Consider the following 17,457-nt stretch of genomic DNA (forward strand, 5'->3'; position numbering starts at 1 on the left):
GCGCGCCTCACTCCGCCAGGTACGTGTCCGCGAGGGCGGTGGCCTCCTCCAGCGTGAGGCCGCCGCCCTCGGCGTACGCCGTCTCGTAGGCGTCGTCCGCCAGGCACGTGCGGACGGTCTCCTCGGCCATGGCCAGGTTCTGGCGCTCCACCGCCAGGGGTACGTAGCCCTCCGGGAGCAGCGCCGCGTGCAGGCCGAGCAGGCGTGCCGCGTCCCGCCCGCGGCCCTCGCCACCGGGCCCCGCCAGCGCCCAGGCGACGACGACCAGGTGGATGGAGGTCATCTGCGGCGCCACCACCTGCGCCATCGAGTCCCCGGACCGCTTCAGCGCGCGGACGGACCGGGAGAGGGCGGTGCCGTAGTCCCCCTCGAGGTTGTCCAGCCACGCCTGGACACCGAGCACGAACCCCTCGACGAGCGCCACCGATTCGGACACGAACGCGCCGAACAGGGTGTCCAGTTGCTCACGCGCCTCGCTCACCCGACCGGTCCTGCCCAGCCACAGCGCGAGGTGGAGCCGGGCCACGGGCCAGGCCTCGGGGCCTGACTGCCGGCCGTCGGCGAGCACCTCGCGCAGGATGCGCTCCCCCTCCTCGCCCCGGCCCGTGTCGCAGAGCGCTGAGGCGTACCTGGCCCGCAGCACCGCCACCTGGGCGTGGGCCCCGAGCTGTTCGGCGTAGGCGACGCCGGCCCTGAAGTCCTCGGCGGCTGCGGCGCTTTCGCCTCTCCGCTCGTTGGCCTCCCCCCTGGACGCGAGTGCCTCGGCGGCGCCCCACACGTCACCGAGACCCATGAAGATGTCCAGGCTCTCGTCGGCGTCCCGCCCGGCCTCCCCCACCCAGTCGGGGCGGTTGGCCAGCGCGTTGGACCGCATCTGGAGGGCGGTGGCGAGCTCCCACTCGAAGCCGAGGTCCCGGCAGGCGTTCACCGTCCCGTCCAGGAGGGCGAGGAACTCGTCGACGTCCCCGGTGAACATGACGGCGAACAGCCACAGTGAGCCCGGGATCCGGCAGGTCTGCGGCTGACCCGGACGGTAGGTGCGGGCGATCGTCCGCAGCCGGTCCATGCCCGCGCTCGTCATCCACTCGTTCTCCTGGTGGCCCACGTTCACCAGCTGGATCAGCCGCACCCCGCGCCGGGCCTCCTGGAGCTGCTCCGCCACCATCGGCGGTGGACGGTCGGTACAGCGTTCGAGCAGCGAAGGGGCGGGCTCGACGGGCTCGGTGAACGGGTCGGGGCCGAGAGCCGCGACCGCGACCGCCCAGAGGTTCGCCTCGCTCCGCAGATCACGCATCTGCCAGTACCAGCAGAGGGAGTGCACCAGGCAGAGCGCCTCGTGCTCGTCCTCGGCGGCGACGGCGCGACGCAGGGCGGTGCGCACGTTCTCGTACTCTCGCTGGAACAGGGCGAGCGCGGCCTGCTGCCCGGCGCCACGGAGTTCGGGGTCGGTGACGCGGGCGAGCTCGCGGTAGTGGACGAGGTGCCGGCGCTCCGCGGCAGCCCGCTCCCCCGATGCGTCGAGGCGCTCGGCGGCGTACTCGGCGACGGTCTCCAGGAGCCGGTAACGCATGTCACCGTCGTCACCGGGGGCGGCCACGACCAGGGACTTGTCGACCAGGGAACCGAGAAGAAACGTCACGTCCCCGGCGTCGCCGGACTCCGTACCCGGCAGGGAGCAGACTCCCTCCACCGCGGTGATGTCGCAGCCGCCGGCGAAGACCGACAGCCGGCGCAGGACGGCGCGTTCGCCGTCGTCCAGGAGGTCCCACGACCAGTCCACGACCGCGCGCAGGGTCTGCTGGCGCGGCAGCACGGTGCGGCTTCCGCTGGACAGCAGGCGGAAGCGGTCGTCCAGGCGGTCGGCGATCTGACGCGGGCCGAGCATCCGCAGCCGGGCCGCGGCCAGCTCGATGGCGAGCGGCAGCCCGTCGAGGCGGTGGCAGATCTCCGCGCAGGCCGCCGCCGTCTCGGCGTCGGCGTCGGCCCTGAAGCCGGGCCTGGCGGCGGCGCCACGGTCGGCGAACAGGCGCAGGGCCATGGGGTCGGGCAACGGGCCGAGGGGCCGCACCAGTTCGCCGGGGACACCGAGGGGCTCCCGGCTCGTCGCCAGGACGGTGAGCCCGGGGCAGCGGGCGAGCAGGTGGTCGGCCAGCCGGGCCGCCGCCTCGACCACGTGCTCGCAGTTGTCGAGCAGCAGGAGCATGCGCCGCTGGGAGCAGTGCTCGGTGAGGTGGGTGAGCGCGCTGCCGGCCCCGGCGACGGAGCTGCGTTCGACGGCGCGCAGTCCTTCGGCGCCGGCTCCGCGCAGGACGGTCTCACGGGCGCCGAGCGCGCCGAGCACGGCCTCGGGGACCGCCTCCGGGTCGTCCACGGGGGCCAGTTCCGCCAGCCACACCCCGTCGGGCCAGGAGGCGGCGACCGTTTCGGCCGCCTCCTGGGACAGCCTGGTCTTGCCCGCGCCGCCGGGGCCGAGGAGGGTGACCAGGCGGGCACGGGTCAGGTCCTCGCCCAGGTCCGCGATGTCCGCCTCCCGGCCGACGAAGCTCGTGAGCCTGGCCCGCAGATTGCCCGGCCGTGCCGGCGGCGGCGGGACGGGGGCCGGGGCGATCGGTTCCTGGTGCAGCAGCCCCTCGTACAGGGTGCGCAGTGCGGGGCCCGGGTCGGTGCCGAGCCGGTCGGCGAGCAGGGTGCGCACCTCGTCGTACACCGCGAGTGCCTGCGCGGTGCGCCCGGCGTCCCGCAGCGCCCTGATACGGAGGACCTGGAGGGGCTCGTCCAGGGGGTGGTCGGCGCAGAGCCCGGCCAGTTCGGGCAGCGCTTCGTCGGTGCGGCCCTGCGCGAGGACCGCCTCGACCCGGGTCCGGCGGGCGTCCAGGCGTCTGGCCTCCCAGCGGGCGGCCGCCACGGCGCGGTCCGGCAGGTCGGCGAGAGCGGGTCCGCGCCACAGGGCGAGCGCGTCGTCGAGGACGGTGACGGCCTTCGCCGCGTCGCCCTCCTCCAGCGCCCTGGCGCCCTCCGCCGCGAGTCGCTCGAAGCGGTGCAGGTCCACGGCGTCCGGATCGGCGACGAGGAGGTAGCCGTTCTCCGCGGATGCGACCGCGTCCCGGCCCAGCGCTCGCCTGAGTCGGCTCACGAGTGCCTGCAGGGCACCCGGGGCGTCCGAGGGCGGGTCGCCGCCCCACACCTCGTCGACGAGCACTCCGGCCGGGACCGTACGTCCGGGGCGCAGGGCGAGCACGGTGAGCAGGGCGCGCAGCCGCGCCCCGCCGAGGGCGACGGCCGTGCCGTCGGCGCGGAGGGCGCGGGTGGTACCGAGGATGCCGTAGTGCACGGGCCCATTGTCCGTGACGGCTCCGTCCACCGTGGAACTACCACCCGCCGGTGAGGCGTTCTCGCCGTGTCACCCGTACGCTCGGGGGCCGCAGCCAGCCGTCCAGCCCTCAGGAGTGCCGCCGATGACCACCGCGTTCCGCCGCCCCAGCGACCGGCGGGTCAGTCCGATCTTCCTCGGGATCGTCGCCGTCATGGCCGTCTCGGGCTGGGCGGTGTGGACGGACTTCGCCGAGCAGACCGGTTTCGCGGTCTTCCTCTTCGTCACGGCGGCCTGGATCGTCTCGCTCTGTCTCCACGAGTACGCGCACGCGCGCACCGCGCTGCACAGCGGCGACATCTCGATCGGGGCGAAGGGCTATCTGACGCTCAATCCGCTCAAGTACACCCACGCCCTGCTGAGCATCGTGCTGCCCGTGCTGTTCGTGATCATGGGCGGCATCGGTCTGCCGGGCGGTGCGGTCTACATCGAGCGGGGCCGCATCAGGGGGCGGTGGAAGCACAGCCTGATCTCGGCGGCCGGCCCCCTGACGAACGTCCTGTTCGCCGTCGTCTGCACCGCACCGTTCTGGCTGGGCGCCCTGGACGGCGTCCCGCTGTCCTTCCGGTTCGCCCTGGCGTTCCTGGCACTGCTCCAGGTGACGGCGGCGATCCTCAACTTCCTGCCGGTCCCGGGGCTCGACGGCTACGGCGTGATCGAGCCGTGGCTCTCCTACAAGGTCCGGCGCCAGGTGGAGCCGTTCGCACCCTTCGGGCTGATCGCGGTCTTCGCGCTCCTGTGGATCCCCGAGCTCAACGGGGTCTTCTTCGACGCGGTGGACGCGCTGCTGCGGGGCCTGGGCGTCAGCGAGATCGAGACGTACTGCGGGCTCGACACCTACCGCTTCTGGCAGGAGTGGTTCGGCGACCAGAACCCGGTCTGCGCGGTGCCGCAGGGGGCGTGAGCCCTCAGCTCGCGGCCGCTTCCGTCTCCGCCCTGTGCTTGCGGACGTAGAACCACGTCATGTTCGAGGAGAGGCCGACGAGCAGCACCCAGACGATCCCGAGGAGGATGCTGCCCTGGACGAAGGAGACCACGGCCGCGGCGACGGCGAGGACACAGACGGCGAGGGCGTAGAGAGCGAGGCGGGGCATGAGGGCTGGTGCTCCTGTCCGGGGATGGTGCGCGGTCCCGTCCAGTGTCCCTCATGCCCGTTTCGGCTCCGGACACGGACTCACACGTCGGTGGTGCGCAGCCCCGCGTGTGCCTTGTAGCGGCGGTTGACCGAGATCAGGTTGGCGACGAGGGACTCGACCTGGTGCGCGTTGCGCAGCCGGCCCGCGAACACGCCGCGCATCCCGGGGATACGGCTCGCGAGTGCCTGCACGGTGTCCGTGTCGGCGCGCGCCTCGCCCAGCACCATGACGTCGGTGTCGATCTCGTCGATCGTCTCGTCCTGGAGGAGGACCGCCGACAGGTGGTGGAAGGCGGCGGTGACCCGGGAGTCCGGCAGCAGGGCGGCGGCCTGCTCGGCGGCGCTGCCCTCCTCGGGCTTCAGGGCGTAGGCCCCCTTCTTGTCGAAGCCGAGCGGGTTGACGCAGTCGACGACGAGCTTCCCGGCGAGCTCCTCGCGCAGGGACTCGAGCGTCTTGGCGTGGCCGTCCCACGGCACGGCGACGATCACGATGTCGCTGCGGCGCGCGCACTCCGCGTTGTCCGCGCCCTCGACGCCGTGGCCCAGTTCGGCGGCGGCGGCCCCGGCCCGGTCGGCGGCGCGCGAGCCGATGACGACCTTCTGCCCGGCGCGGGCGAAGCGGTAGGCGAGGCCGCGGCCCTGGGGGCCGGTTCCGCCGAGCACGCCCACGGTCAGGCCCGACACGTCGGGGAGGTCCCAGGGGTCCTTGGCAGGGGGCTTGGGGGCGCTGCCACTGTCATTCGTAGTCATGGCGCCGACCCTACTGCGAGGTAGGGAAGGCTTTCCTCCGCCGTCGCCGCTCCGCGACATCCGTCACGCCGACGAGGAGGACCGCGGCGAGCACCGCCACCGGTCCGGCCAGCAGGGTGAGCGGGTACCGGTCACCGGTGGGGAGTCCCACCCACCGCGTCACGACCGACGCCACGGCGCTCGCCCAGAGGATCAGGCCTCCGATGCCACGGGCCCGCAGCATGCGCGGCGTGGCACACCGGCGGAGCCATGCCGGTGCCCAGCCGCGCAGGAGGGCGCAGGACAGCGGAAGGACCAGCAGTGTCCAGCCGAGTATCCAGGCCCGGTCGAAGGTGTCCGCAGCGGTCATGGCGTGATTGTGACAGCCGCGGCGAGGGGCGGGCGGTTCCGGGTTCCGGCAGTACCCGTACGGGTGGGTTGCCGGGTTCGGGCGGTCACGGGGCGGTGGTCGGGGGCATGATGCCGGTTCATGGATGCTGTGCGTGTCGCGTTGCTGCGTGAGGTGCTCGCCGGTACCGAGTGGCCCGCCGCGGCCCGGCGGTTCGCCCGGACCCTGCGGTCGTCGGTCGTCCCGCAGGACGGCGGGCTGCTGCTGGTGGGGACCGAGGTGTACGAGCCGTGGCACATGGCGGCCCATCTGGTCGACGAGTCCACCTGGTCGGGTCTGCCGCAGCTGCGCCCCACGCTCGTACGCCACCGGGTGGAGCCGGACGACCCGGTGCACCTGGCCGCGGGTCTGGGCCGGATCGAGACGGCCGGACGCGGCCAGACGCTGCTGGTGGTGGCGCCCGAGCGGCCGGGCGGCGGCCTGCTGGAACGTGTGCACGACGCGCGGCGCGCGGGGGCGACGGTGCTCACACTGGACGGCGGTGACGCGGAGGTGCGGGGGCTCGCCCACGAGGCTCTGACGGTGGCCGCCGCCGACGAGGTCGACCTGGACACGGTCCAGCACCTGGTCAGCGCCGCCGCGGGGGAGAACGGCGCCCCGGCGCCCCGGGGCCGCCGCACGTTCCGCGACCGGCTCTCCCGGCTGGCCGACCAGCTGACGGCGCCTCCCCCGGAGCGCTGGTGACACCTCCGCCCCGGCCTCGGGCCCAGGGTGTTTCGTTTGGATCAGACCCGCTCCCTGATCCGGCCTGATCCAAACGAGAGGGCCTAGTCCGGGGTCTCGTCCGTCGGCCCGTCCGAGCGGTCGTGCCACTTCGGGTCGTTCTCCCACTCCAGGTTGCGCTCACGCGCCGTGTCCATCGCGCGCTGCGCCTCCCCCTGGGTGGCGTACGGGCCGAATCGGTCCTTCCCCGGGCAGTCGGGGCCCTCCTCGACCTTCTTGTGCTCCAGGCAGTAGTACCATTCGCCCGGTTTGCCCACCGTGCGCTTCTTGAACAGGGCCATTGCGGAATCCTTTCCTCGTTGCCATGGTGCCCCGAGCACGCTGGTTAGACTCGCTGACATGTCTGGCCAGTCACTTCTCGCACCAGGGGAGATCACTCCCGTCCGTTCCGTTCCCGGAAGGATCCGGCGTCCCGAGTACGTGGGGAAGCCCGCCCCCACCCCGTACACCGGGCCGGAGGTCCAGGACCCCGACACCGTGGAGCGCATGCGGATCGCCGGCCGCATCGCGGCGCAGGCGATGGAGGAGGCCGCCAAGCACATCGCGCCGGGGGTCACCACCGACGAACTGGACCGGGTGGCCCATGAGTTCATGGTGGACCACGGGGCCTATCCGTCGACCCTGGGTTACCGGGGCTTCCCCAAATCGCTCTGCACCTCGCTCAACGAGGTCATCTGCCACGGCATCCCGGACTCCACCGTGCTCCGGGACGGCGACATCGTGAACCTCGATGTCACCGCGTACATCGACGGCGTGCACGGGGACAACAACGCCACCTACCTCTGCGGCGACGTGGACGAGGAGTCGCGGCTCCTCGTGGAGCGCACCCGGGAGTCGCTGAACCGAGCCATCAAGGCGGTGCGGCCCGGACGCCAGATCAACGTGATCGGGCGCGTCATCGAGTCGTACGCGAAGCGGTTCGGATACGGGGTGGTGCGGGACTTCACCGGGCACGGGATCAACTCCTCGTTCCACTCCGGCCTGATCATCCCGCACTACGACAGCCCGCACGCGACGACCGTGATGCAGCCCGGGATGACGTTCACCATCGAGCCGATGCTGACGCTCGGGACCCACGACTACGACACGTGGGACGACGGGTGGACCGTGGTGACGAAGGACCGGAAGCGGACCGCGCAGTTCGAGCACACCCTGGTGGTGACCGAGACCGGGGCGGACATCCTGACCCTCCCGTAGGCGGACGGCGCGCACCCGCGTCTTTTACCGACAGCCGGTCGGGAACCTGTTGACTTAGGCAAGCCTAAGCAGGAAGATCGGGACACCGGCGCACGTCGGCGCGTTCGACGCCTCCGGTACGTACGCTCCTGTCCGGACTTCCCGTCCCCCCGGCCCCCGGAGGCCCGCCTTGGACTCGACCGCCACCACGCCCTTCTCGACGCTCATCCGCACCGCCTCGCACGAGCAGCACACGGAGGCGGAGTCCTCGACCTTCATGGGCGACATGCTCGGCGGACGGCTCGGCGTCGAGGCGTACACGCGCTACACCGAGCAGCTGTGGTTCGTCTACCGGGCGCTGGAGGACGGTGCGCAGTCCCTGCGCGAGGACCCGGTCGCCGGGCCCTTCATCCAGCCGGAGCTGATGCGCGCGGGCGAGCTGGAGCGGGACCTCACGCACCTGCGCGGCGAGGGATGGCGTGAGGGTCTGGAGCCGCTGCCCGCCACGGCCGCGTACGCCGCACGGGTCGCCGAGTGCGCGCGGGAGTGGCCCGCCGGGTACATAGCGCACCACTACACCCGCTACCTCGGGGACCTCTCGGGCGGCCAGATCATCCGCGGCACCGCGGAGAAGACCTGGGGCTTCGACCGCAAGGGCGACGGGGTGCGGTTCTACGTCTTCGAGCAGATCCCCAACCCCGCCGCCTTCAAGCGGGACTACCGCGAGCTGCTGGACGCGGTGAACGCCGACGACCTGGAGAAGCAGCGCGTCATGGACGAGTGCAAGCGCGCCTTCGCACTCAACACCGCGGTCTTCCGCGAGCTGGGCGAGGTCTTCCCGCTCAGCGCGTGACACCTTCCGGCGCCGCGCACCCCGGTCAGGACGCGACAGCCAGAAGGACGCGGCCTCCGACCTCCACCATGCCGTCCGGTGCGGGCGCGGTGAGGATCTGGGAGCCGCGGCCCTGCGTGATGTTGAGCGCCCGGCCGAGTTGGGCGCTCAGCAGCATGGCCGCGGCGCCGGTCGCCTCGTCCTCGTCGATCCCCCCGACGCGAGCCCCGGCCCCACCGGAGCGGCTGTCGCCGCGCTCGTCCCCTCGGCGCGGGAAGCCCCGCGCCCGTACGCGGCCGGCGGCCTCGTCCTCCCAGGCCCAGACGTAGAGCCGGCCCTCGCCGGGGGGCGGTCCGGTCAGCGCCTCGACCTCCGCGACCGAGGCGTACCGCTCCAGGGTCCTCGGCGGCGCCCACTCGGGACGGGCCGTGATCCAGGTGAACTCGCCGTCCTGGCGCGCCTCCACGTCCCCGACGGGCAGCTCCAGGATCTCCAGGTCGAGCAGCCAGGCCGCACCGACGAGCGGGTGCCCGGCGAACGGCAGCCGGAGGTCCGGCGTGCGGATGTCGACGTCGCCGCGCTCGGGGTCGTCCACGAACACGGTCTCGCTGAAACCGAGCTTGCGGGCGAGCGCCTGCCGGGAGTCGTCGTCGGGGTAGCCGCGCCCGTCCCGTACGACCCCGAGCGGGTTGCCGTGCCGGCCGTCGGGGCCGCAGAACACGCGCAGTACGTCGATGCCGTCGGGTACGTCGAAGTCGTTCACGCACGCATTCAAGCACCGTCCGCACCCCGGCCTGCGACAGGATCGCACCGGCGTGGAGTGCCGGTGCGGCCGGGAGGCGGACCGGACGGCAGGGCGGCGGCCCGCCGCGGTCACCGTCGAGGCGCACCGGCAGCCGGCCGGGCACCCCTCCCCCGCCGGCGGGCCGGGTGGCCGCGCGTCACGGCGAAAGGGCTTGCTTGACCCGTCCTTGACCTTTCGGTGGGTTCCGCATGGGCCCCCTGTGACCGGGCTGTTTCCAGCCCTACGGAGTGAGACCCGAATCACGCGAACTGTGGGTATCGGCGAGGTAAGGCACGGTTAAGTTAGGCGCGCCTCACCTGCTATTCGTCCGCACCACCCCCCGCTCTTTCACCCTCGTGGAGCCCCGCATGCGAGCCGTTCGTCCCTCCGTCGTCACCGCTGTCGCCGCGGTGGCCGCACTGACCGCCGTCACGGGCTGCGCCGAGAAGAGCGACGGCAGGAGCGACGGCGCCGTGAAGGTCGTCGCCAAGGACGATTCCTGCGAGGTGTCGTCCAAGAAGTTCCCGGCCGGACACGTCGAACTCGCCGTGGAGAACAAGGGCTCGAAGGTCACCGAGGTCTACGTCCTCTTCCCGGACGACCGGATCGTCACCGAGCGCGAGAACATCGGCCCGGGCACCAGGGCGAGGATCACGGCCGAGATCAAGGCCGGGACGTACGAGATCGCCTGCAAGCCCGGGATGAAGGGCAAGGGCATCCGCCAGACGGTCGAGGCGACCGGAGGGAAGGCCGCCGCCCGCAGCCCCGAGATGGACAAGGCCGTCGCCGGATACCGCGACTACGTACAGGCGCAGGCCGACGAGACGCTGCCCAAGGTGAAGGTCTTCACGGACGCCGTGGCCGCGGGCGACGTCGAGGCGGCGAAGAAGGCGTACGCGGATTCCCGTATCGGCTGGGAGCGCACCGAACCGGTCGCCGAGTCCTTCGGTGACATCGACCCGAAGGTCGACGTCCGCGAGGACGGCCTGGAGGACGGTCAGAAGTGGACGGGCTGGCACCGCCTGGAGAAGGCGCTGTGGCAGGACGGGAAGCTGGGCGCCGAGGAGAAGGAGCTCGCCCCGGTCCTCCACAAGGACCTGCTGGACTGGCAGAAGCGGGTCGGCCGGGCCGACATCACCCCGACCTCGATGGCCAACGGCGCCAAGGAGCTCCTCGACGAGGTCGCCACCGGCAAGGTCACCGGCGAGGAGGAGCGCTACAGCCACACCGACCTCGTCGACTTCAAGGCGAACGTCGAGGGGGCGGAACGGTCCTACACGCTCCTCGAGCCGATCGCCTCGAAGAACGACGCCGCGCTGACCGCCTCCCTGGACAAGCAGTTCGCGGCGCTGAACACCCTGCTGGACAAGTACCGCAAGGACAAGACCTCCTACGACTTCACCTCGTACGACAAGGTCGGCAAGGCGGACCGCAAGGAACTCTCCGACGCGGTCAACGCGCTGGCGGAGCCGCTGTCCAAGCTGGCCGCCGCGGTCACGAAGTAGCGGGAGCCGAAGACATGGCCGGGGACACCGGGGACAAGGACACGGGCACCGCTCCCGAGCCGTCGCGCCGCGCGCTGCTCGGCTGGGGCGGTGCCGGGCTGGCGCTCGGCGCCGCGGCGGCCGGCGGCGCCGTCGCCGCGGTGCGCTCCGGCGGGAACACCGAGCAGGCCGCGGACAGCGGCTCGGCGGTGCCCTTCCACGGAGCGCACCAGGCGGGGATCGCCACCGCGGTCCAGGACAGGCTGCACTTCGCCGCGTTCGACGTGACGACGAAGGACCGGGCCGAACTGGTCTCCCTCCTGAAGGAATGGACCCGGGCCGCCGAGCGGATGACGGCCGGACGGACTGTGGGCGAGGGGGCGTACGGAGGGCCGGCCGAGGCCCCGCCGGACGACACGGGTGAGGCACTGGGCCTGCGGCCGTCGCGGCTGACGCTCACGATCGGCTTCGGCCCGTCCCTGTTCGCCCGGGACCGCTTCGGCCTCGAGGACCGGCGGCCCGAGGCGCTGGTGGATCTGCCGAAGTTCCCCGGCGACAACCTGGACTCCGCCCGCAGCGGCGGGGATCTGTGTGTCCAGGCCTGCGCGGACGACCCGCAGGTCGCCGTGCACGCCATCCGCAACCTCGCCAGGATCGGGATGGGCCGCACCGCCATCCGCTGGTCGCAGCTGGGGTTCGGCAAGACGTCCTCGACGACGCCCGGCACGCAGACCCCGCGCAACATGATGGGGTTCAAGGACGGCACCCGGAACATCGCGGGCACGGACGAGGCGGCCCTGGACGAACACGTGTGGGCCGGACGGACGGACGACGCCGGGTGGATGGCCGGGGGGTCGTACCTGGTGGCCCGGCGCATCCGCATGCACATCGAGACGTGGGACCGGGCTCCTCTGCAGGAGCAGGAGGACATCTTCGGCCGGGACAAGGGCGAGGGTGCCCCGGTCGGCAAGGCCAAGGAGCGCGACGAACCGTTCCTGAAGGCGATGCTGCCGACCGCGCACGTCCGCCTGGCGCACCCGGACACCAACGACGGGGCGACGATCCTTCGCCGCGGCTACTCCTTCACCGACGGTACGGACGGCCTGGGCAGGCTCGACGCGGGGCTGTTCTTCCTGGCCTACCAGCGGGACGTCCGCACGGGCTTCATCCCGGTGCAGCGCAGCCTCGCGGCCTCGGACGCGCTCAACGAATACATCCAGCACGTGGGTTCGGCGGTCTTCGCCGTTCCGCCCGGCGTCCGCGACAAGGACGACTGGTGGGGCCGGGCACTGTTCTCGTGACCCTGGCGCTGTTCTCATGACCCGCACCGTGGAAGGACCGGCATGTTCGGCAACTATCTGATCGGCCTGCGCGAGGGGCTGGAGGCCGGCCTCGTCGTCTGCATCCTCATCGCCTATCTGGTCAAGACCGGCCGCCGTGACGCGCTGCGCCCGGTGTGGACCGGCATCGCGATCGCCTGCACCATCTCGCTCGCCTTCGGCGCCGCGCTCGAATTCGGCTCGCAGGAGCTGACGTTCGAGGCGCAGGAGATGCTCGGCGGTTCGCTGTCGATCATCGCCGTCGGGCTCGTGACCTGGATGGTGTTCTGGATGCGGCGTACCGCGCGGCACCTGAGGAGGGAACTGCACGGGAAGCTGGACTCGGCGCTCGCGATGGGCACCGGCGCCCTGGTGGCGACCGCCTTCCTGGCGGTCGGCCGCGAGGGCCTGGAGACCGCGCTCTTCGTGTGGGCGTCGGTGCGGGCGAGCGGCGAGGGCTCCTCGTCACCGCTGATCGGGGTGCTGTTGGGCATCGCGACCGCGATCGTGCTGAGCTGGCTGTTCTACCGGGGCGCGCTGAAGATCAACCTGTCGAAGTTCTTCACGTGGACGGGCGGCATGCTCGTGGTGGTCGCGGCGGGGGTACTGGCCTACGGCGTGCACGACCTGCAGGAGGCCCGCTTCCTCGGCGGCCTGCGGGACAAGGCGTTCGACATCACGACCACGATTCCGCCGGACAGCTGGTACGGCACCCTGCTCAAGGGAGTCTTCAACTTCCAGGCGGATCCGACCGTTCTCCAGGTCACGGTGTGGGCGCTGTATCTCATCCCCACGCTCGCGCTGTTCCTCGCCCCGGTAGGGTTCAGGCGGTCAGTGCGGACGACGGATCAGAAGGCGCAGAAGACAACGGATGAGAAGGCTGGGTCGACTGACGGCGGGGCTCGCGACGGTGACGGCAGTGGCCGTGACGGCGAGCGGCTGCGTGACGGTACACGGTGAGCTGGAGGTAGTTCCGGGGGCGACGAGGTCCGAGGCCGCGAAGGCCCTGAAGGACTTCACGGTCGCGTACAACAAGGCGGACAAGGCGTACGATCCGGCGCTCGACGAGGACGTGGTGACCGGTTCGCTCGGCGCGATCAACCAGGCGGGCCTGGCCGCACGGCAGAAGAACAGTCCCGAGGGCAACGCGCGGCACAAGCCGCTGGAGCTGACCGACGCCTCGTACACCATCCCCAAGAAGGCGGGATGGCCCCGCTGGTTCGTCGCGGACACCGACTCCAACCGCGACCAGGACGGCGGGAAGCTGGACACCCGCTGGCTGCTGGCCTTCGTCCGTACCGGGCCGGGCGCGCCGTGGAAGGTCGCGTACCTGGCGGTGGCCTCCCCGTCCGAGATCCCGAAGTTCCGCAAGGACGCCGACGGCTGGGCACAGCCCGTGCCCTCCGCGGACGCGGACGCCGCGCTGGCCACCCCGCCGGCGGATCTGAGCGCCACGTACACCGACTACCTCGGTGAGGGCTCCCCGGACGTGTTCGCCCCGGGGTCGGTGACCTCGGTCTGGCGGGAGGCGCGGAAGAACACCCGCAGGGCGGGCTTCTCCTACCAGTACGTCGACCAGGCGCTGGATTCCGGGACGTTCGCGCCGCTCGGCCTGACGACGGAGGACGGCGGGGCGCTGGTCTTCTTCAGCAGCAAGCACTTCGAGCGGCAGACGGCGGCCGAGGGGCTGCGGCCGACGGTCACGGCGGACGTGCGGGCGTTGCTGACCGGCGAGGTGAAGAGCACCCTCACCAAGGAACGCGTCTCCAGCCAGCTGGCGTACGTGCCCGAGAAGGGCGCGGGGGGCGCCGGGGCCGCGGACGGACGGGTGCGCGTGATCAACCGGCTGCCCGGCCTGGTCGCGGCGCAGGGGTCCTGACCGCTTCGGACGGCAGGGCCCTGCACGGGGCCCTGCCCACCGCACGGCCGCCGGCCCGCCGCGACAGCTCTCAGCGGCTGAGCGGCCAGGCCACCGCGTCGTGGTCGAGATCGCTCTCGTCGGCCGTGTCCGCGTACCGCGCGCAGGCGTCGGTCAGCGTCTCCAGCAGGGTCAGCGGGTCGGGCAGCGGGTGCTCCGGTCCACGGACCCAGTGCACGTCCAGTTCACCGGGGAGCCGTGCGGGCGGCACGAGGACGTAGCTGCCGCGGCAGTGCCAGCGGAATCCCGGGTGCTCGTCCATCGTCTCGGGGTGGCAGTCCAGCTCGCACGGCCACCACTCGTCCTCGTCGTCGGGGGTGCCGCGGGTGGCGGTGAAGAAGAGCATCCGGTCGGTGCCGGACTGGGCCACGGGGCCGACGTCGATGCCCGCGGCCGTGAGCCGCTCCAGGGCCGACAGCCCGGCGGTGAGGGGGACGTCGAGGACGTCGTGGATCATGCCCGTCGCGGTGATGAAGTTGGCCAGCGGCTGACCGGCCGCCCAGCGCTCGATCTGCGCGCTGTCCGTAGTGGACTGCGTCTGCCACGCGAACGAGACGGGGTGCCGCGCGGGAGTGGGACAGCCGATACGTTCGCAGGAACATCGGTATCCGGACGGGTGAGCCGCGGGCGAGATGGGCATTCCTGCCTCGGCGACGGCCAGGAGCAGCGCCAGCCGCGCCGCGTCGTCGGCCTCCGGCTGCGGTTTCGGCCGCCTGCGCAGCCACTGGGAAATCCTGCCCTCTGTGCCGCGATAGCGGCCGGAATCGGCGCCCATCTATCCCCTCACCTCAGCGGTTACTCCTCCATCGTCGCACCATCCTGCTCCTCGGGTGGCCAGAGTGCCCAAGCGGGGTGCCCGGGCCGTCGCGCAGAGGTCGCCCGACCCGTACGGAATGTCACGGAATCAGGGACGGACTCATGGCCCGACCGACAGCCCCCGCAGGGTGTGGTCGACGACGGCGTCCGCGTACGCGTGGGTCAGCGGAAGCGTTCTCAGCAGCCAGCGGTGGGCGAGCGGGGCGATCAGGAGCTCCAGCGCGACACGCGGATCGACGTCCGCGCGCACCTCGCCGGCCTCCTGGGCCGAGCGCAGGCGTGTGACATACAACTGGAGCTGTGGTTCGAGAAGATTTTCGACGAATTGGGCCCCGAGCGCCGGATCGATGACGGCTTCGGCGGTCAGGGCCCGGGTGGGTGCCTCGGTCGCGGGGTCGTTCAGTTCGTCGACCGTGGCCCGCAGTACCGCCTTGAGGTCGGCCGCCAGGTCGCCGGTGTCCGGGATCCCGTGCTCGCCCCCTCCTCCCGTCGCGTCCGCGTCCGCGGCCTGCCGGGCCCCCATGTCCAGGAACGCCTCCATGAGCACGGCCGCCTTCGACGGCCACCAGCGGTAGATCGTCTGCTTTCCGACCCCGGCCCGGGCGGCGATACCCTCGATGGTCGTCCTCGCGTAGCCCACCTCGCCGACGAGTGCGAGTGCCGCGTCGTGGATGGCGCGGCGGGAGCGGTCGCTGCGACGGCTGGAGTCGGGTGCCTTGTGGGATGACATCGGACCAGCCTAGGGGCTCGCGGTCCGATACGTATCGTCTTGCCGGGTCAACAGCCGTCGCCCGCGAACCACCCGAACGGATCACTGCGCAACGGCCCGGCGCGGGCGCACCATGAAGGCGCGCACACACCCCGTGCGCATCCCACCGTTCCGCGGCCACGGCCGCCGTTCGTGAGGAGCCTGCATTGACCCGTGACGCCACCCCTCGTCGCTACCTGATGTGTGCCCCGGCCCACTTCGAGGTCACGTACTCCATCAACCCGTGGATGGACCCGTCCAAACCCGTGGACCTGCCCCTGGCCATCACCCAGTGGGAGGATCTGCGTGACCGTTACCGGGCCCTCGGTCACACCGTGGAGCTCCTCACCCCCCGTTCCGACCTGCCCGACATGGTGTTCGCCGCCAACGGCGCCACCGTGATCGACGGCCGGGTGCTCGGCGCCCTGTTCGCCTACCGGGAGCGGTTCGCCGAGGCCGAGGCGCACCGCGAGTGGTTCCGTGCCAACGGTTTCACCGAGATCCACGAGCCGGCCCATGTCAACGAGGGCGAGGGCGACTTCGCCGTGACGGCGTCGTATCTGCTGGCGGGGCGGGGCTTCCGGTCCAGTCCGCTCTCCCACGACGAGGCGCAGGAGTTCTTCGGGCGCCCGGTGATCGGCCTCGATCTGGTGGACCCGAGGTACTACCACCTGGACACGGCGCTCTGCGTCCTCGACGACACGGCCGACGAGATCATGTACTACCCCGGGGCCTTCTCGCCGGGCAGCCGGTCCGTGCTGGCCCGGCTCTTCCCCGACGCACTGCTGGCCGAGGAGGCGGACGCCGCCCTGCTGGGCCTCAACGCCGTCAGCGACGGACGCCACGTGCTGCTCCCCCAGGCCGCCGTGGGGCTCCTCGACCCGCTGCGGGACCGGGGCTTCGAGCCGGTCCCGATGGATCTGGGTGAACTGCTCAAGGGCGGCGGCAGCGTGAAGTGCTGCACCCAGGAGCTGCGGGCCTGATCCGACCGGGCGGAGAGGGAACGGGCCTATTCGTCCTCGGGCGGCGGCCAGGCGTCGCCCCACGCGGTGTCCCGGGCGGCACGGTAGAGCACGCCGTGCCGCTTGGTGACCGTGGCGCGCTTCAGGCCCTCGTCCCGGGTGCAGAGCTCCAGCAGTACCTGGCCCTTGCGGATCTGCGGTCTGCGGATGATCCGGGCGCTGACCGGGTCCGTGGCGAACCGGGTCGCCACGACGTAGCTGAACTTCTCGTCCTCGTGGCTGAGCGAGCCGCCCTTGACCTGACGGTGCAGCGACGAGCGGCTCACCCGTGCCGAGAAGTGGCACCAGTCCGAGCCCCGCTCGATGGGGCACGCCCCGTCGTGCGGGCAGGGCGCCGCGACGCTCAGCCCCGCGGCGATCAACCGGTCGCGGGCCTCGATGACGCGGTCGTAGCCGTCGGGGGTGCCGGGCTCCACGATCACGACGGCCTGGGCGGCCGACGCCGCGGCGTCCACGACCGCTGCCCGGTTCCCGGCGGTGAGCTCCTTGAGCACGTACGAGACGGTCACCAGGTCCGTCGGCGCCGGAGCCGGTGACGTGCCGATCCTCGTCCGTTCCCAGGTGGCGGCCCGCAGCGCGGGGACGCCGGAGGCCTCGGCCAGTTCACGGCCCAGCGCGAGGGCCGGTTCGGACCAGTCCAGGACCGTGCTGCGCGGCCCGTCCCAGGCCCCCGCGACCGCCCAGCTCGCCGCGCCCGTGCCGCCTCCGATGTCGGTGTGGGTGGCGGGCACCCAGTCGGGCGCGGCCTCGCGGAGTGCGGCGAGGCAGGACCGTACGGCCTCGAACGTCGCGGGCATCCGGTACGCGGCGTAGGCGGCGACGTCGGAGCGGTCCCGCAGGATGGGCGCGTCGGTGGGGGTGGTCCCGCGGTAGCTGGCGATCAGCCGGTCGACGGCCTGCGCGGCCTGCGTCGGGGGCAGCCCGTCGAGCAGGGCGGCCAGCGCCGCACGCAGGGTTTCCGCGGTGGAGAGGGAGTCGTTCACCGCCGAATT

17 protein-coding genes and 1 pseudogene are annotated in these 17,457 nt (G+C 72.1%); 9 read left to right on the forward strand and 9 right to left on the reverse strand.

All coding sequences use genetic code 11. The annotated features are described in order from the left end of the window. Positions 1-7: 7 nt before the first annotated feature. Positions 8-3,331 (reverse strand): BTAD domain-containing putative transcriptional regulator, encoded by a 3,324-nt coding sequence (locus JOC24_RS09965; protein ID WP_205019779.1) that lies wholly within the window; start codon positions 3,329-3,331, stop codon positions 8-10. A gap of 124 nt (positions 3,332-3,455) precedes the next feature. Between JOC24_RS09965 and JOC24_RS09970 the strand changes: the two genes are divergently transcribed. Next, positions 3,456-4,274 carry a site-2 protease family protein gene (locus JOC24_RS09970; protein WP_205019780.1) on the forward strand — a complete coding sequence of 273 codons (819 nt, stop codon included), beginning with the start codon at positions 3,456-3,458 and terminating at the stop codon, positions 4,272-4,274. Positions 4,275-4,278: 4 nt separating this feature from the next. Here the strand turns inward: JOC24_RS09970 and JOC24_RS09975 are convergent, their stop codons facing one another. The 3 genes from JOC24_RS09975 to JOC24_RS09985 form a co-directional block, all read right to left on the reverse strand. Then, a complete protein-coding gene (locus tag JOC24_RS09975; protein ID WP_205019781.1) occupies positions 4,279-4,464 on the reverse strand; it encodes a hypothetical protein in 186 nt (61 codons plus the stop codon). A gap of 80 nt (positions 4,465-4,544) precedes the next feature. Then, complete coding sequence (gene npdG / locus JOC24_RS09980) at positions 4,545-5,255, reverse strand: NADPH-dependent F420 reductase (protein ID WP_205019782.1); 711 nt, start codon at positions 5,253-5,255, stop codon at positions 4,545-4,547. A gap of 10 nt (positions 5,256-5,265) precedes the next feature. Continuing rightward, positions 5,266-5,604: a hypothetical protein gene (locus JOC24_RS09985; protein ID WP_205019783.1), complete on the reverse strand. Its 339-nt coding sequence runs from the start codon at positions 5,602-5,604 to the stop codon at positions 5,266-5,268. 120 nt (positions 5,605-5,724) lie between these two features. Between JOC24_RS09985 and JOC24_RS09990 the strand changes: the two genes are divergently transcribed. Beyond that, complete coding sequence (locus JOC24_RS09990) at positions 5,725-6,327, forward strand: hypothetical protein (RefSeq protein WP_205019784.1); 603 nt, start codon at positions 5,725-5,727, stop codon at positions 6,325-6,327. An 83-nt stretch (positions 6,328-6,410) separates the two neighbouring features. Here JOC24_RS09990 and JOC24_RS09995 read toward each other — a convergent pair whose 3' ends face one another. Then, positions 6,411-6,647: a hypothetical protein gene (locus JOC24_RS09995; protein ID WP_205019786.1), complete on the reverse strand. Its 237-nt coding sequence runs from the start codon at positions 6,645-6,647 to the stop codon at positions 6,411-6,413. 58 nt (positions 6,648-6,705) lie between these two features. Between JOC24_RS09995 and map the strand changes: the two genes are divergently transcribed. Both map and JOC24_RS10005 read left to right on the forward strand, forming a co-directional pair. After that, a complete protein-coding gene (gene map / locus JOC24_RS10000; protein ID WP_205019788.1) occupies positions 6,706-7,563 on the forward strand; it encodes a type I methionyl aminopeptidase in 858 nt (285 codons plus the stop codon). 169 nt (positions 7,564-7,732) lie between these two features. After that, positions 7,733-8,395, forward strand: a complete 663-nt coding sequence (locus tag JOC24_RS10005; RefSeq protein ID WP_205019790.1) for a biliverdin-producing heme oxygenase — start codon at positions 7,733-7,735, stop codon at positions 8,393-8,395. 25 nt (positions 8,396-8,420) lie between these two features. Here the strand turns inward: JOC24_RS10005 and JOC24_RS10010 are convergent, their stop codons facing one another. Next, positions 8,421-9,137 (reverse strand): PhzF family phenazine biosynthesis protein, encoded by a 717-nt coding sequence (locus tag JOC24_RS10010; RefSeq protein WP_205019792.1) that lies wholly within the window; start codon positions 9,135-9,137, stop codon positions 8,421-8,423. Positions 9,138-9,526: 389 nt separating this feature from the next. On the opposite strand from JOC24_RS10010, the gene efeO reads away from it, so the two are divergent. From efeO to JOC24_RS10030, 4 genes are read left to right on the forward strand one after another with little or no spacing between them, the layout of a single operon-like run. Further along, the gene (efeO, locus tag JOC24_RS10015; protein WP_205019793.1) at positions 9,527-10,663 is read left to right on the forward strand and encodes an iron uptake system protein EfeO; all 1,137 of its coding nucleotides are present in this window, start codon (positions 9,527-9,529) and stop codon (positions 10,661-10,663) included. A gap of 14 nt (positions 10,664-10,677) precedes the next feature. Beyond that, a complete protein-coding gene (efeB, locus tag JOC24_RS10020) occupies positions 10,678-11,943 on the forward strand; it encodes an iron uptake transporter deferrochelatase/peroxidase subunit (protein ID WP_205019794.1) in 1,266 nt (421 codons plus the stop codon). Between the two features lie 42 nt (positions 11,944-11,985). Further along, positions 11,986-12,921 (forward strand): iron uptake transporter permease EfeU, encoded by a 936-nt coding sequence (gene efeU / locus JOC24_RS10025; protein ID WP_205019796.1) that lies wholly within the window; start codon positions 11,986-11,988, stop codon positions 12,919-12,921. Continuing rightward, entirely contained in the window at positions 12,833-13,840 is a 1,008-nt protein-coding gene (locus JOC24_RS10030; RefSeq protein ID WP_205019798.1) for an SCO2278 family lipoprotein, read from the forward strand. The genes efeU and JOC24_RS10030 overlap by 89 nt, the downstream gene beginning before the upstream one ends. 70 nt (positions 13,841-13,910) lie before the next feature. Here JOC24_RS10030 and JOC24_RS10035 read toward each other — a convergent pair whose 3' ends face one another. Both JOC24_RS10035 and JOC24_RS10040 read right to left on the reverse strand, forming a co-directional pair. Then, the gene (locus JOC24_RS10035; protein WP_205019799.1) at positions 13,911-14,654 is read right to left on the reverse strand and encodes a bifunctional DNA primase/polymerase; all 744 of its coding nucleotides are present in this window, start codon (positions 14,652-14,654) and stop codon (positions 13,911-13,913) included. A gap of 141 nt (positions 14,655-14,795) precedes the next feature. Next, a complete protein-coding gene (locus JOC24_RS10040; RefSeq protein WP_205019801.1) occupies positions 14,796-15,425 on the reverse strand; it encodes a TetR/AcrR family transcriptional regulator in 630 nt (209 codons plus the stop codon). Positions 15,426-15,589: 164 nt separating this feature from the next. On the opposite strand from JOC24_RS10040, the pseudogene ddaH reads away from it, so the two are divergent. Next, positions 15,590-16,426: pseudogene (gene ddaH, locus JOC24_RS10045) on the forward strand (dimethylargininase); the annotation flags it as partial. 26 nt (positions 16,427-16,452) lie between these two features. Here ddaH and JOC24_RS10050 read toward each other — a convergent pair. After that, on the reverse strand, positions 16,453-17,448 hold the full coding sequence (locus JOC24_RS10050) for a small ribosomal subunit Rsm22 family protein (protein ID WP_205019806.1): 996 nt from the start codon (positions 17,446-17,448) through the stop codon (positions 16,453-16,455). Positions 17,449-17,457: the final 9 nt, after the last annotated feature.

The organism is Streptomyces sp. HB132, from assembly GCF_016909575.1.
Taxonomy (GTDB): domain Bacteria; phylum Actinomycetota; class Actinomycetes; order Streptomycetales; family Streptomycetaceae; genus Streptomyces.